This window comes from Halomonas sp. NCCP-2165, from assembly GCF_023708045.1.
Taxonomy (GTDB): domain Bacteria; phylum Pseudomonadota; class Gammaproteobacteria; order Pseudomonadales; family Halomonadaceae; genus Bisbaumannia; species Bisbaumannia pacifica.
This window is the reverse complement of record NZ_BRCY01000037.1, coordinates 16,983-30,940: the sequence shown is the minus strand read 5'-3', so window position 1 is coordinate 30,940 and position 13,958 is coordinate 16,983. Positions and strand designations below refer to the sequence as shown.

Genomic DNA, 13,958 nt, shown 5'->3' with positions numbered 1-13,958 from the left:
GCGACGCCGCTGCGAGGAAGCGACATTCTACCGATTCGACCGTGACTGTCAAGCCCTGCTCGGCGACCCTGAAGCGTGCGACGAAGCAGCGACTTCCGATCATCCGAGCCGGCGACTGGCCGGCCGGTGTGGCGATGCATTCTACTGCATCTGGCCGTTCTGTCAATCTCGTTTTTCTCGAGAGGGTTTCGAAAAACCCAACAGAAACAAGCACTTTTTCCACTCATTGCCGCTGGCCACGATGTCCGTCGCCGGCAGCGGATGCGTACTTTACGGATTTCCCCCCGCCCCTGCAAGCCCCTATCCATAAAAATATAGAACAGGCTGACGATATCGACCATGACGTACCTCAAGATCCGTCATTAGATCATCCAGAGATCCATGAAATGGGGGACCGACATGGCCTCAAGCTGCTCCTGATCTCGACACAGGGCCATCAATTGCTCGCAGCGCCGGGGCGGGAAACGCGTGGCCAGATGGCGCCGAAACTTGGCCTCCAGGACCGGTATGCCTTCGGCCCGACGCCGACGATGGCCGAGGGGATACTCCACGGCCACCGACTCGGTGGCGGAGCCATCGGCGAAGAACACCTGGACGGCATTGGCGATGGAGCGCTTGGCGGGATCCAGGTAGTCACGGCTATAGCGAGGCTCCTCCACCACCGTCATGCGCTCGCGCAATCGATCGATCAGCGGATGGGCGGCATGGAAGGCATCCTCGTAGTGCTCGGCACTGAGCTCGCCGAAGATCAGCGGCACCGCCACCATGTACTGGAGGCAGTGATCCCGATCGGCGGGATTGGCCAGCGCCCCGGACTTGGCGATGATGCGGATCGCCGACTCCTGGGTGGTGATGACGATGCGCTCGACCTCGTCGAGACGATCCCTTATCCGAGGGTGCAATACCAGCGCCGCCTCGCAGGCGGTCTGGGCATGGAACTCCGCGGGGAAGCTGAGTTTGAAGAGGACGTTCTCCATCACATAACTGCCGAATGGCCGGGACAAGGCGAAGCGGCGCTCGGCCTCGGGCTTGAGGACCTGATCCTTGCTGGTCTTGCTGAACAGCACATCATAGAAGCCCCACTGGGGCGCACTCAGTACCCCGGGGATACCCATCTCGCCACGCAAGGCGATATCCGCCAGGCGCACGCCCCGCGAAGCGCCATCCCCCGCCGCCCAGCTCTTGCGGGAGCCGGCGTTGGGAGCATGCCGATAGGTACGCAGGCTCTGGCCATCCACCCAGGCGTGGGAAAGCGCCGCGAGCAGTTGCCCACGATCGGCGCCCATCAGTCGGGCCGCCACCGCCGTGGAAGCCACCTTGACCAGTACGACGTGGTCGAGGCCGACCCGGTTGAAGGCATTTTCCAGCGCCAGCACGCCCTGGACCTCGTGGGCACGGATCATGGCATCGAGGACATCCCGCATGACCAGCGGCGCCTCGCCCCGGAGCAGTCGCCGCTGGGCGAGGTGATCCGCCACCGCCAGGATGGCCCCCAGGTTATCCGAGGGGTGCCCCCACTCCGCCGCCAGCCAGGTGTCGTTGTAATCGAGCCAGCGCACCAGGCAGCCGATATCCCAGGCCGCCTTGACCGGATCGAGACGCAGGCGGGTTCCCGGCACCCGCGCCCCCTGGGGCACCTGGGTGCCCTCCACCAGGGGGCCCAGGTGTTTGGTGCACTCCGGGAAGCGCAGCGCCAGCAGGGCACACCCCAGGCTATCCATTAGGCACAGCCGGGCGGTCTCCCAAGCCAGTTCGCTATCGATCCGGTAGTCCAGCACATAGTCGGCGATGCGTTGCAGTTCCGGGTCGTAGTCCGGGCGTCGATTGGCCTCCACGGTGGTCGTCATGCTGCCCTCCTGGAATCCACGGGGTTGCCCTCACTATAGGAAACGCCCCGACCAGGGGCCGGGGCGTGAGGAAGGCAGCGACGAGGAGGCTTAGAGAGTCTCCGCGGGCACGCGCACCCAGCCTTCCATCAGCACTCGGGCGCTGCGGCTCATCACCGCCTCGTCGATCACCCAGCGGCCCTCTGCGAGGCTCGCCTCGGCACCCACTCGCAGGGTACCGGAGGGGTGACCGAAGGTGACGGCGTTACGCTTGCCGCCGCCGGCGGCGCGGTTGACCAGGGTCCCCTCGATGGCCGCCGCCGAGGCGATGGCCACCGCGGCGGTGCCCATCATGGCGTGGTGCAGCTTGCCCATGGAGAGCGCCCGCACCAGCAGGTCGACCTCCCCGGCCTCGACCGTCTTGCCGCTGGAGGCGGTGTAGCCGGCCGGGGGCGCCACGAAGGCCACCTTGGGGGTATGCTGGCGACCGGCAGCCTCGTCCAGCGACTGGATCAGCCCCATCTTCAGCGCGCCGTGGGCACGGATCGTCTCGAAGCGCGCCAGTGCCTCGGCGTCATTATTGATCGCCTCCTGCAATTCGGTGCCGGTATAGCCGAGGTCGGCGGCATTGATAAAGATGGTCGGGATGCCGGCATTGATCAGCGTCGCCTCGAGGGTACCCACGCCCGGCACCTCGAGATCATCGACCAGGTTGCCGGTGGGGAAGATCGCCCCCTCCCCGTCGGCCGGGTCCTTGAAGGCCACCGGCACCTCGGCGGCGGGAAAGGTCACGCCGTCGAGCTCGAAGTCGCCGCTCTCCTGCACCTGGCCGTCGGTGACGGGCACCTGGCAGACGATGGTCTTGCCGATATTGACCTGCCAGATGCGCACCTCCACCACGCCGTTGTCGGGCACGCGTGCCGGGTCCACCAGGCCGTTGGCCACGGCGAAAGGGCCCACGGCGGCGGAGAGGTTGCCGCAGTTGCCGCTCCAGTCAACGAAGGCCCGGTCGATGGCGACCTGGCCGAAGAGGTAGTCCACGTCGTGGTCGGGGCTCTCGCTTTTGGAGAGGATCACCGTCTTGCTGGTGCTGGAGGTCGCCCCGCCCATGCCGTCGATCTGCTTGCCGTAGGGATCGGGGCTGCCGATCACCCGCAGCAGCAGGCGGTCACGGGCCTCCCCGGGCACCCGGGCGGCCTCCGGCAGGTCATCGAGCCGGAAGAAGACGCCCTTGCTGGTGCCGCCACGCATATAGGTGGCGGGAATACGCAGCTGCGCACCATGAATCCGAGCTGCCTGACTCATGCGCTCACCCCCTCACTCCCCGCCCCTTCCAGGAAGTCCTTGGCGAAGCGCTGCAGGACGCCACCGGCGGAGTAGACGGTGACCTCTTCCGCGGTATCCAGGCGACAGATCACCGGCACCCGATCGACCTCACCGGTCCGGCGATGGATCACCAACTCGAGCCTGGCGCGGGGCGAGGCCGCCCCCTCCACGTCATAGGTCTCGGTACCGTCTAGCTGCAGGGTGTGGCGGGTGGTGCCCTCCTCGAACTGCAGCGGCATCACGCCCATGCCGATCAGGTTGGTGCGGTGGATACGCTCGAAGCCCTCGGCGACGATCGCCTCGACCCCGGCCAGCGCCACCCCCTTGGCCGCCCAGTCCCGGGACGAGCCCTGGCCGTAATCGGCGCCGGCGACGATGATCAGCGGCTGCCGGCGATTCATGTAGGTCTCGATGGCCTCCCACAGGCGCATCACCTGGCCTTCCGGCTCGACCCGCGCCAGCGAGCCCTGCACCACCTCGCCGGCCTCGTCGCGGACCATCTCGTTGAACAGCTTGGGGTTGGCCAGCGTCGCCCGCTGGGCGGTGAGGTGGTCGCCGCGGTGAGTGGCGTAGGAGTTGAAGTCCTCCTCCGGCAGGCCCATCCGGTGCAGATATTCCCCCGCCGCGCTGTCCAGCATGATGGCATTCGACGGCGACAGGTGGTCGGTGGTGATGTTGTCCGGCAGGATCGCCAGCGGGCGCATGCCCTTGAGCTCGCGGGCGGCGGCCATGGTGCCTTCCCAATAGGGCGGGCGGCGAATGTAGGTGCTCTGGGGGCGCCAGTCGTAGAGCGGGCTCTCGGCCCTCTCGACGGCGTCCAGGTCGAACATCGGGATATAGACCTGCTTGAACTGCTCCGGCTTGACGAACTCGCCGACGATGGCGTCGATCTCCTCGTCGGAGGGCCAGAGGTCCTTGAGGGTCACCGGGTTGCCGTTCTTGTCGGTGCCCAGCACGTCCTTCTCGATATCGAAGCGCACGGTGCCGGCGATGGCATAGGCCACCACCAGCGCCGGCGAGGCCAGGAAGGCCTGCTTGGCGTAGGGGTGGATGCGGCCATCGAAGTTGCGGTTACCGGAGAGCACGGCGGTGGCGTAGAGGTCGCGGTCGATGATCTCCTGCTGGATCTTCGGGTCCAGCGCCCCGGACATGCCGTTGCAGGTGGTGCAGGCGTAGGCGACGATGCCGAAGCCGAGCGCCTCCAGCTCCGGCAGCAGGCCCGCCTCCTCGAGATAGAGCCGCGCGACCTTGGACCCCGGCGCGAACGACGACTTCACCCAGGGCTTGCGCGTGAGGCCCAGCTCGTTGGCCTTCTTGGCCAGCAGGCCCGCCCCCACCACGTTGCGCGGGTTGGAGGTGTTGGTGCAGCTGGTGATGGCGGCGATGATCACCGCGCCATCGGGCATCTTGCCCTCCTTCTCCTCCGCCAGGGCGCGATCCAGGTCCACGGCGATGCCACGCTCGTGCAGGGCGCTGGTGGGCAGGCGGCGATGGGGGTTGGAGGGACCGGCCAGGTTGCGCTCGACGCTGGCGAGGTCGAAGGTCAGCACCCGCTCGTACTCGGCGCCGGTCAGGCTATCGGCCCACAGGCCGGTCTGCTTGGCGTAGGTCTCGACCAGGGCGACCTGCTCCGGCTCACGGCCGGTGAGGGTCAGGTAGTCGAGGGTCTGGTCGTCGATATAGAACATCGCCGCGGTGGCGCCGTACTCGGGCGTCATATTGGAGATGGTGGCGCGGTCGCCGATGGTCAGGCTCTTGGCCCCCTCGCCGAAGAACTCGAGATACGCCCCCACCACGCGTTCCTTGCGCAGGAATTCGGTGATCGCCAGGACGATATCGGTGGCGGTGATGCCGGGCTGGGGCTTGCCGGTCAGCTCCACGCCGACGATATCGGGCAGGCGCATCATGGAGGGACGCCCCAGCATCACGGTCTCGGCCTCCAGGCCGCCGACGCCGATGGCGATCACCCCCAGACAGTCGATATGCGGGGTATGGCTGTCGGTACCCACGCAGGTATCGGGGAAGGCGACACCGTCCCGCGCCTGCACCACCGGCGACATCTTCTCCAGGTTGATCTGGTGCATGATGCCGTTGCCGGCGGGAATTACGTCGACGTTCTCGAAGGCGGCCTTGGTCCACTCGATGAAGTGGAAGCGATCCTCGTTGCGACGATCCTCGATGGCGCGGTTCTTGTCGAAGGCGTCCGCCTCGAAGCCGGCGTGCTCCACGGCAAGCGAGTGGTCGACGATCAACTGGGTCGGCACCACCGGGTTAACCTTGGCGGGGTCGCCGCCGCGCTCGGCGATGGCGTCACGCAGGCCGGCCAGGTCGACCAGCGCGGTCTGGCCGAGGATGTCGTGACACACCACCCGGGCCGGGTACCAGGGGAAATCCAGGTCGCGGCGGCGCTCGATCAGCTGTCTTAAGGCCTCGGTGAGCGCCTCGGGGTCGCAGCGACGCACCAGCTGTTCGGCCAGTACCCGGGAGGTGTAGGGAAGGCGATCATAGGCGCCAGGGCGGATCGCCTCGACGGCGGCGCGGGCATCGAAATAATCCAGCTCGGTGCCGGGAAGCGGCTTGCGGTATTCGGTATTCATGGTCAGGCATCCGTGGGCGTCAGAAGCGTGGGGCGGCAAGGAGCGGCAGGCGGGACAGGGCCCGGGGTACTACCCCCGGGCCGGATGTCGTGGTGTCAGGGGCGCGCCTCCAGGGGCACCCACTCGCTCTTCTCCGGACCGACGTAGTCGGCGCTGGGGCGAATGATGCGGTTGTTCTCGCGCTGCTCGAAGACATGGGCCGCCCAGCCGGTGACCCGCGAGCAGACGAAGATCGGCGTGAACAGCTTGGTGGGGATATCCATGAAGTGATAGGCGCTGGCGTGGAAGAAGTCGGCATTGCAGAACAGCTTCTTCTCGCGCCACATCACCGCCTCGACCCGCTCGGAGACCGGGTAGAGCACCTTGTCGCCCACGTCCTCGGCGAGCCGCTTCGACCACTCCTTGATGATGGCGTTGCGCGGATCGGACTCGCGATAGATGGCGTGACCGAAGCCCATGATCTTCTCCTTGCGCTCGAGCATGCCGAGGATCTCGCGCTCGGCCTCGTCGGCGGACTGCCAATGCTCGATCATGTCCATGGCCGCCTCGTTGGCGCCGCCGTGCAGCGGGCCACGCAGGGAGCCGATGGCGCCGGTGACGCAGGAATGCATATCGGAGAGGGTCGAGGCGCAGACCCGGGCGGTGAAGGTCGAGGCGTTGAACTCGTGCTCGGCATAGAGGATCAGCGAGACGTTCATCACCCGGGCATGCAGCTCGGAGGCAGGCTCGCCGCGCAGCATATGCAGGAAGTGGCCACCCACGGAGTCGTCGTCCGTCTCGGTGTCGATGCGCACGCCGTCATGGCTGAAGCGGTACCAGTAGCAGATGATCGAGGGCAGTACCGCCAGCAGGCGATCGGCCACGTCCTGCTGCCGATCGAAGCCCTGCTCGGTCTCCAGGTTGCCGAGCATGGAGGCGCCGGTGCGCATCACGTCCATGGGGTGGGCATCCTTGGGGATCTGCTCGAGCACGGTCTTCAGCGCCTCGGGCAGGCCGCGCAGGCCCTTGAGCCTGGTGAGGTAGGCATCGAGCTCGGCCCGGTTGGGCAGCTTGCCCTGGAGCAGCAGGTAGGCGACCTCCTCGAACTTGGCCTTCTCGGCCAGTTCATGAATGTCATAGCCGCGATAGGTCAGGCCGGCACCGCTCTTGCCCACCGTGCACAGCGCGGTGGAGCCGGCGCTCTGGCCACGCAGGCCGGTGCTGACGGGTTGATCTGCCATGGTCTCTCTCCTTAACTGACGTGTTCTTGTGATGGCCGGGTGCCTCAGGCGTCGCCGCCCTTCTCGGCGAAGAGGGCATCCAGCTTCTGCTCGAAGGCGTGGTAGTCGAGGAAGTCGTAGAGCTCGTCGCGGGTCTGCATCAGCTCCACCACCTCGCGCTGATGGCCGGTGTCGAGGATGCTCTGGTAGACCTTGAGGGCCGCGGCGTTCATGGCGCGGAAGGCGGACAGCGGGTAGAGCACCATCCGGCAGCCCACCTCGGCGAGCTCCTGCTGACTGAACAGCGGCGTGGCGCCGAACTCGGTGATATTGGCCAGAATCGGCGCATCGACCCGCTCGCAGAAGGCCCGGTAGTCGTCCAGGGTATGCACCGCCTCGGCGAAGATGGCATCGGCGCCCGCCTCGATGCAGGCCCGGGAGCGCTCGATGGCGGCGTCCAGGCCATCCTTCTGGAAGGCATCGGTGCGGGCGATCAGATAGAAGTCCGGATCGATGCGCGCATCGGCGGCGGCCTTGACCCGATCGACCATCTCGTCCTGGGAGACGATGGCCTTGTTGGGGCGATGCCCGCAGCGCTTCTGGGCCACCTGATCCTCCAGGTGCACCGCCGCCACGCCGGCGCGTTGCATCTCCTTGACGGTGCGCGCGATATTGAAGGCGCCGCCCCAGCCGGTATCGATATCCACCAGCAGCGGCAGCTCGGTGGCGCCGCAGATGCGATGGGCGTCCTCCACCACGTCGTTCATGGTGGTCATGCCCAGGTCCGGCAGGCCGAAGGAGGCGTTGGCCACCCCGCCCCCGGAGAGGTAGATGGCCTGGTGACCGACCCGCTCGGCCATCATGGCGGTGTAGGCATTGATGGTGCCGACGATGGGCAGCGGACGATTCGCCTCGAGGGCGGCACGGAAACGGGCACCGGGGGTCGGTCGTGTCATGAGGGGTTCTCCTGGGTTATCGGGCCGCCGGCTCGGAGGCTTCCGCCTCCTCGGCCAGGGTGGCGGCATAGCGTTCGGCGACATTGGCCCGCGAGGCGCTGACGTGGCGGCGCATCAGCAGCTCGGCGAGCTCCGCATCGCCGGCCTCGATGGCGTCGACGATACGGTGGTGCTCGACGAAGGCGCGCTGGGGGCGCGACCCGCTGGCACTGAACTGGGTGCGATAGAGGCGCACCAGGTAATAGAGGTCGTCACACAGCAGCGTCATCAACATCTTGTTGTGGCTGCCCAGGACGATCCGATAGTGGAAGTCGAGATCCCCCTCGCGCTGGTAGTACGCCTCGCCGCGCTTCAGGTCGCCCTGGCGTTCGTGCACCGCCAGCACCTCGCGCAGGCCGGCGATCTCCTCGGCGGTCATATGCTCGGCGGCGAGCCGCGCGGCCATGCTCTCCAGGGCCTCGCGCACATCGAACAGCTCGAGCAGCTCCTTCATGGAGAGCTTGACCACCCGGGCCCCCACATGGGGCACCCGCTCGATCAGCCGGTGAACCTCCAGGCGGCGCATGGCCTCGCGCAGCGGACCACGGGAGATACCGTAAGCCTTGGAGAGGCCCGGCTCGGTGATCTTGCTGCCCGGCGCCAGTTCGCCGCGGACGATGGCCTCCTGGAGCTGCTGGAAGACCCGTTCGGCGAGGGTGCGGACCTCGGGGGCGGTACTTTCGGGTATCGGAGTCGTCATGATCAATTGTCGACAATCAAGGGGTGAAAGAACTGTAGCCAGCGATTCCCTGCCGGTCAACCACGGAAACCCGGTGACGTTATACACCTTTTGTTGTAGACACGCAGCGGGGAATTGTCACGAGTGTCGACAATCCACCACCCTAGCCCCGCCCCCATCGCGCCCGTTGAGGCTGCGTCCCCTAGGGCGGCGCCGGGGAGTGCGACAAACGCATGACAGGTCCCTAGAATGGGGCGCTTGTTGAGGAAAAGCGCCGCGCATGAGACCACGACTGCAACTCCATTCCCTGCCCTACCGGCCCGATCCGCTGGGCTACTTCGCCGCCCTGCGACGTCGCCCCGGCGCCGTGCTGCTGGACAGTGGCCGCCCCGCCGCCCCCGGCGGTCGCTACGACATTCTCTCCAGCGACCCCCTGGCTACCCTGACCGTGGCCCCCGGCGGCGGCGTTCAGTGCGATGCCGACCTGGCCCTGCCCGATTCGCCCTTCGCCGCCCAGCAGGCGCTGTTGGCGTACCTGGATGTCGAGGCCCCGGAGAGCGACCTGCCCTTCCTGGGCGGCCTGATCGGCTACTGGAGCTATGACCTGGGGCGCTGCCTGGAGCGCCAGGGCGAGGCGGCCCGGGACGCGGTGAGCCTGCCTTGGAGCCGGGTGGGCCTCTATGACTGGGCGCTGATCCTCGACCACGAGGCCGAGACCTGCACCCTGGTGGCCAGCGCGGCGCGCCGCGCCCAGGTGCTCGGCTGGCTGGCGGCCCGCCCCCCGGAATCGGTGCCCTTCCGCATCAGCGCGCCCTTCGAGGCGGAGCTGGATCGCGCCGGCTATGGCCTGCGCTTCCGCGCCGTCCAGGAGTACATCCACGCCGGCGACTGCTACCAGATCAACCTGGCCCAGCGCTTCAGCGCTCCCTACGAGGGCGACCTCTGGGGCGCCTACCTCCGCCTGCGCCAGGCCACCCCGACGCCCTTCGCCGGCTACCTGGCCTGGGATGGCGGCGCGGGCCCCCAGGGCGTGCTGTCGCTGTCGCCGGAGCGCTTTATCCAGGCCGAACATGGCCGGGTGGAGACCCGCCCCATCAAGGGCACCCGCCCCCGGGGAGACGATACCGAGGCGGATGCCGCCCTGGCCGAGGAGCTGCAGCGCAGCGACAAGGATCGCGCCGAGAACGTGATGATCGTCGACCTGCTGCGCAACGACCTGGGGCGAGTGTGTCGCCCGGGCAGCGTCAGGGTGCCCCAGCTCTGCGGCCTGGAGAGCTATGCCAATGTGCACCACCTGGTCAGCGTGGTGACCGGCGAGCTGGCCGCGGACGCCTCGCCCCTGGACCTGCTGGCCGCCGCCTTCCCCGGCGGCTCGATCACCGGCGCCCCCAAGGTGCGTGCCATGCAGATCATCGACGAGCTGGAACCCAGCCGACGCAGCCTCTACTGCGGCAGCCTCGGCTACGTGGACCAGCGCGGTCATATGGATACCTCCATCGCCATTCGCACGGCGGTGGCGGACCGGGGCCGGCTGCACCTGTGGGGCGGCGGCGGCCTGGTGGCCGACTCCGACGAGGAGGCGGAGTACCGCGAGACCCTGGACAAGATCCGCCACCTGATGCAGGCCCTGGAGGCCTGAACGCCGACCGACGGCGGAGCCACCCCGCAAAGTGGTTATAAGAATGCCTCTCAACAAGCCCTCAAGGGCATAAGCAACGAACCAATCAATATTGGGTCCCGCCGGGAGGGGTTTGCTAGGGTACGGCCATCGCCAACAACGGAGGCCGGGATGTCATCCTTCAATCCCTCCCAGTTCGTCCTGGAACACGACCAGGACACCCCCAAGAACATTCTCAAGGCCGCCTACGAGGCCTTCGGTGAGCTGACGATCTCCTTCTCCGGTGCCGAGGACGTGGTGCTGATCGACCTGGCCCTCAAGGTGGCCCCCAAGGAGAAGGTCAAGGTCTTCTCCCTGGACACCGGGCGCCTGCACGCCGAGACCTATGCCTTTATCGAGCGGGTCCGCGAGCACTACGCCATCGAGATCGACGTGCGCTTCCCCGATGCCGAGGCGATTCAGGCCCTGGTCAAGGAGAAGGGACTGTTCAGTTTCTACCGCGACGGCCACCAGGAATGCTGCGGCATCCGCAAGGTGGCGCCACTGCGCGCCCGCCTCAAGGGGCTGCCCGTCTGGGTCACCGGCCAGCGCCGCGACCAGAGCCCGGGCACCCGCAACAGCGTGCAGATCGCCGAGTGGGACACCGCCTTCGGCAGCGACGAGGCCCCGCTGGCCAAGTTCAACCCCCTGGCCCACTGGAGCAGCGAAGAGGTGTGGACCTATATCCGCATGTTCGACGTGCCCTACAACCCGCTCCACGAGCGCGGCTTCGTCAGCATCGGCTGCGAGCCCTGCACCCGCCCCACCCTGCCCCATCAACACGAGCGGGAAGGCCGCTGGTGGTGGGAAGACCAGGGCGGCAAGGAGTGCGGTCTGCATAGCACCAACCTGAGCCGCTGAGCCGATACACGCCCCCAAACGCCGAAGGCGCCGCGATTGCGGCGCCTTCGGCGTTTGGGGGCATTCAAGCGAGGACTTAACGCACCGGCAGCTCGATGCCCTCGAACAGCGCCTGCTCGTGGCGCGGCCCGGCGGCCAGGGCCGCATCCACCAGGTCGCGCTCGAGGTGCTCGGCGAAGCCCTGCACGAAGTCGTACATATAGCCACGCATAAAGGTACCGCGACGAATGCCGATCTTGGTGGTGGAGCTCTCGAAGAGGTGCCCCGCCTCCAGGGCCACCAGGTCGCTGTCGGCCTCCGGGTCCACCGCCATATGGGCGACGATCCCCACCCCCAGGCCGAGGCGCACATAGGTCTTGATCACATCGGCATCGGCGGCGGTCAGCACCACATTGGGGGTCAGCCCCTCGGCGCGGAAGGCATCATCCAGCTGGGAGCGGCCGGTGAAGCCGAACACATAGGTCACCAGGGGATGCTCGGCGAGGCGCTCCAGGGTCAGTTCGCCCTGGGCCAGGGGATGATCCTGGGGCACCAGCACGCAGCGGTTCCAGCGGTAGCAGGGCAGCAGCACCAGGTCGTTGAACAGCTCCAGGGACTCGGTGCAGATGGCGAAGTCCGCCTGCCCCTCGCTGACCATCTGGGCGATCTGCTTGGGGGTGCCCTGCTGCATGTGCAGGGCCACCTCGGGGTACTTGCGGGTGAAATCGCGGATCACCGGCGGCAGCGCATAGCGGGCCTGGGTGTGGGTGGTGGCGATGGCCAGGTTACCGCGACGCTCGTCGCTGTGCTCCTGGGCCACCTGCTTGATGTTCTCGGTGGTGCGCAGCACCTGGCCGGCCAGCTCGATGATCGCCGCGCCGGCGGGCGTGACCCGGGTCAGGTGCTTGCCGCTGCGAGCGAAGATCTCCACCCCCAGTTCGTCCTCCAGCAGGCGGATCTGCTTGGAGATGCCGGGCTGGGAGGTATAGAGGCTCTGGGCCGTGGCCGACACATTGAGGTTGTGGCGACTGACTTCCCAGATATAGCGCAGCTGTTGTAGCTTCATGCGAGGTTCCTACTCCTGGTGACTTGTCGGCCGAGGCGCATGAAATGCCCTTTAGAAATAACGGCCCCACCTGATGATTACTTTATAGCATATAAATAGGCCCAGGTGTCCCCTCGCCCATGCGCCAACATAGTAGCTCGCTATCGACCTTTTCGAGCGCTTATATTTGCCAGCGACCGGGACGGCGGATAACATCGTGCAGCTAAGCTGTACTAGCACGCTCGACACAGCGCCAAGCAACTGGAGATTCACATGGCTAACAACATCGATGTCACCAACGCCAACTTCGAGCAGGAGGTCCTCAAGGCCGACAAGCCGGTCCTGCTCAAGTTCTGGGCGCCCTGGTGCGGGCCCTGCAAGATGATGGCCCCGGTGGTTGATGAAGTTGCCGACGAGCGCGCCGACGACCTCAAGGTAGTCAGCGTCAACGTCGACGACGCCCCCGAAATCGCCGCGGAACACGGCGTGCGCGGTGTCCCCACCGTGATGCTGTTCAAGTCTGGAGCCAAGGTCGCCTCCCTGGTGGGCGCCCAGTCCAAGAGCCAGCTTGCGCAGTTTATCGAGCAGAACGCCTGAAGCGATTCCTACCGCGTGGCGGTATGACTCCCAAGGCAACACGCCCCGGCTTCGGCCGGGGCGTGTCGTTTATGCCTACTCCTTGGCCTTGCCGAGCCGCTCCTGGCGTGTCGGTGGCGAGCCTGGCCCCAGCAACCGCGCGATCCAGCGGGTATCCGGGTGGCTCTCCAGGGCGATCTTCAGGGTCATGGTCAGCAGCACCGAGAGCAGCAACCCCACGGTACCGAGGATCCAGCCCCACACCACCAGCGACAGGAAGGTGACGAAAGTGGAGAGCCCCAGGGCCCGCCCCATCACCCGCGGCTCCACCAGGTTGCCCATCACCACATTGATCACCAGGTAGCCGGCGGCCAGGGCGAGTGCCGCGACCAGTCCCCCATCGCTCTGCAGCAGCAGCAGCAACACCGGCGGAATCGCCGCCAGCACCGAGCCGATATTGGGAATGAAGTTGAGCCCGAAGGCCAGCGCCCCCCACAGCAGCGGGAAGCCCACCCCCAGCACCAGGCACAGCAACCAGGCCAGTACCCCGGTGATCAGGCTGATCAGGGTCTTGACCGCCAGGTAGCGCTTGAGGGTCAAGCTGAACTCACCGATGCGCCGCAGGCTCGGCGCCGGGTTGCGCAGCGCCTGGGAGAACTTCTCCCGGGCATTGAGCGCCTCGAAGAGCATAAAGATCACCAGCAGGGCCACGACCAGGCTCTGCATCAGCAGATTGCCCAGCTCGCCGAGGAACCCCGGCAACAGATGGGTGGCCTGGGCGGGGTCGAACCACTGGCTCATCTGCTCGGGACGAATCGAGATGCCGCGTTCCGCCACCCAGGTCAGCAGCTGCAGGTAGGCGCCGCGGAACTGCTGTTCCAGCTCCGGCAGGGCCGCCACGAAGGTACTCAGGCTGCTGGCCAGCAGCAGCCCCAGCAGCACCAGGAAGACCCCCATCACCCCCAGCACCAGGACCGCCGCCAGGCGCAGGCTGACGCCGAAGCGATGCAGCCACTGCACCGGCGCGGTGCAGACCACGGCAATAAACAGCGACAGCAGCAGGGGCACCAGCAGGTCGGCACCGGCCTTCATGCCGGCAATAATCACCACCAGGGCCGCCAGCCCCAACACCAGGTTGAGGGGGAGCATCCCCGTGGGTTCATCCGTGTCGTGATGCATCGGCTCTCCTTTGTCGAGACAGGGCAGGTCAGAATACGT

12 protein-coding genes are annotated in these 13,958 nt (G+C 66.8%); 4 read left to right on the top strand and 8 right to left on the bottom strand.

What is annotated here, in order from left to right; all coding sequences use genetic code 11:
- A partial coding sequence (locus tag NFU04_RS14870) for a hypothetical protein (protein ID WP_251310210.1) occupies nt 1–310 on the top strand: 310 nt, incomplete at its 5' end.
- 52 nt (nt 311–362) lie between these two features.
- On the opposite strand, the gene NFU04_RS14865 is transcribed toward NFU04_RS14870, so the two are convergent.
- The 6 genes from NFU04_RS14865 to NFU04_RS14840 all read right to left on the bottom strand — a co-directional run bounded on the left by NFU04_RS14865 (nt 363) and on the right by NFU04_RS14840 (nt 8,643).
- On the bottom strand, nt 363–1,847 hold the full coding sequence (locus NFU04_RS14865; RefSeq protein ID WP_251310209.1) for a 2-methylcitrate dehydratase: 1,485 nt from the start codon (nt 1,845–1,847) through the stop codon (nt 363–365).
- Nucleotides 1,848–1,937: 90 nt separating this feature from the next.
- A complete protein-coding gene (gene prpF / locus NFU04_RS14860; protein WP_251310208.1) occupies nt 1,938–3,131 on the bottom strand; it encodes a 2-methylaconitate cis-trans isomerase PrpF in 1,194 nt (397 codons plus the stop codon).
- Nucleotides 3,128–5,749 (bottom strand): Fe/S-dependent 2-methylisocitrate dehydratase AcnD, encoded by a 2,622-nt coding sequence (gene acnD, locus NFU04_RS14855; protein ID WP_251310207.1) that lies wholly within the window; start codon nt 5,747–5,749, stop codon nt 3,128–3,130. Before acnD ends, prpF begins: the two co-directional genes overlap by 4 nt.
- Before the next feature lie 95 nt (nt 5,750–5,844).
- Nucleotides 5,845–6,969, bottom strand: a complete 1,125-nt coding sequence (gene prpC, locus NFU04_RS14850) for a bifunctional 2-methylcitrate synthase/citrate synthase (RefSeq protein WP_251310206.1) — start codon at nt 6,967–6,969, stop codon at nt 5,845–5,847.
- Between the two features lie 44 nt (nt 6,970–7,013).
- A complete protein-coding gene (gene prpB, locus NFU04_RS14845) occupies nt 7,014–7,904 on the bottom strand; it encodes a methylisocitrate lyase (RefSeq protein ID WP_251310205.1) in 891 nt (296 codons plus the stop codon).
- Between the two features lie 16 nt (nt 7,905–7,920).
- Nucleotides 7,921–8,643, bottom strand: coding sequence for a GntR family transcriptional regulator (locus NFU04_RS14840; RefSeq protein ID WP_251310204.1), 723 nt, complete (start codon nt 8,641–8,643; stop codon nt 7,921–7,923).
- A 259-nt stretch (nt 8,644–8,902) separates the two neighbouring features.
- Between NFU04_RS14840 and pabB the strand changes: the two genes are divergently transcribed.
- Together pabB and NFU04_RS14830 are read left to right on the top strand one after the other, a co-directional pair.
- Complete coding sequence (gene pabB, locus NFU04_RS14835) at nt 8,903–10,261, top strand: aminodeoxychorismate synthase component I (RefSeq protein WP_251310203.1); 1,359 nt, start codon at nt 8,903–8,905, stop codon at nt 10,259–10,261.
- A gap of 150 nt (nt 10,262–10,411) precedes the next feature.
- Nucleotides 10,412–11,140 (top strand): phosphoadenylyl-sulfate reductase, encoded by a 729-nt coding sequence (locus NFU04_RS14830; RefSeq protein ID WP_251310202.1) that lies wholly within the window; start codon nt 10,412–10,414, stop codon nt 11,138–11,140.
- 76 nt (nt 11,141–11,216) lie between these two features.
- Here NFU04_RS14830 and cysB read toward each other — a convergent pair whose 3' ends face one another.
- The gene (gene cysB / locus NFU04_RS14825; protein WP_251310201.1) at nt 11,217–12,185 is read right to left on the bottom strand and encodes an HTH-type transcriptional regulator CysB; all 969 of its coding nucleotides are present in this window, start codon (nt 12,183–12,185) and stop codon (nt 11,217–11,219) included.
- Between the two features lie 252 nt (nt 12,186–12,437).
- Here cysB and trxA point away from each other — a divergent pair, with 252 nt between their 5' ends.
- On the top strand, nt 12,438–12,761 hold the full coding sequence (gene trxA / locus NFU04_RS14820; protein WP_146804296.1) for a thioredoxin: 324 nt from the start codon (nt 12,438–12,440) through the stop codon (nt 12,759–12,761).
- A gap of 75 nt (nt 12,762–12,836) precedes the next feature.
- Here the strand turns inward: trxA and NFU04_RS14815 are convergent, their stop codons facing one another.
- Nucleotides 12,837–13,919 (bottom strand): AI-2E family transporter, encoded by a 1,083-nt coding sequence (locus NFU04_RS14815; protein WP_251310200.1) that lies wholly within the window; start codon nt 13,917–13,919, stop codon nt 12,837–12,839.
- Nucleotides 13,920–13,958 lie beyond the last annotated feature (39 nt).

Bases quoted from the DNA above. Each gene is read 5' to 3' on its own strand.
- NFU04_RS14815 (WP_251310200.1), bottom strand. From the start codon at position 13,919: ATGCATCACGACACGGATGAACCCACGGGGATGCTCCCCCTCAACCTG.
- prpC (WP_251310206.1), bottom strand. From the start codon at position 6,969: ATGGCAGATCAACCCGTCAGCACCGGCCTGCGTGGCCAGAGCGCCGGC.
- prpF (WP_251310208.1), bottom strand. From the start codon at position 3,131: ATGAGTCAGGCAGCTCGGATTCATGGTGCGCAGCTGCGTATTCCCGCC.
- pabB (WP_251310203.1), top strand. From the start codon at position 8,903: ATGAGACCACGACTGCAACTCCATTCCCTGCCCTACCGGCCCGATCCG.
- cysB (WP_251310201.1), bottom strand. From the start codon at position 12,185: ATGAAGCTACAACAGCTGCGCTATATCTGGGAAGTCAGTCGCCACAAC.
- acnD (WP_251310207.1), bottom strand. From the start codon at position 5,749: ATGAATACCGAATACCGCAAGCCGCTTCCCGGCACCGAGCTGGATTAT.
- NFU04_RS14830 (WP_251310202.1), top strand. From the start codon at position 10,412: ATGTCATCCTTCAATCCCTCCCAGTTCGTCCTGGAACACGACCAGGAC.
- NFU04_RS14865 (WP_251310209.1), bottom strand. From the start codon at position 1,847: ATGACGACCACCGTGGAGGCCAATCGACGCCCGGACTACGACCCGGAA.
- prpB (WP_251310205.1), bottom strand. From the start codon at position 7,904: ATGACACGACCGACCCCCGGTGCCCGTTTCCGTGCCGCCCTCGAGGCG.
- NFU04_RS14840 (WP_251310204.1), bottom strand. From the start codon at position 8,643: ATGACGACTCCGATACCCGAAAGTACCGCCCCCGAGGTCCGCACCCTC.
- trxA (WP_146804296.1), top strand. From the start codon at position 12,438: ATGGCTAACAACATCGATGTCACCAACGCCAACTTCGAGCAGGAGGTC.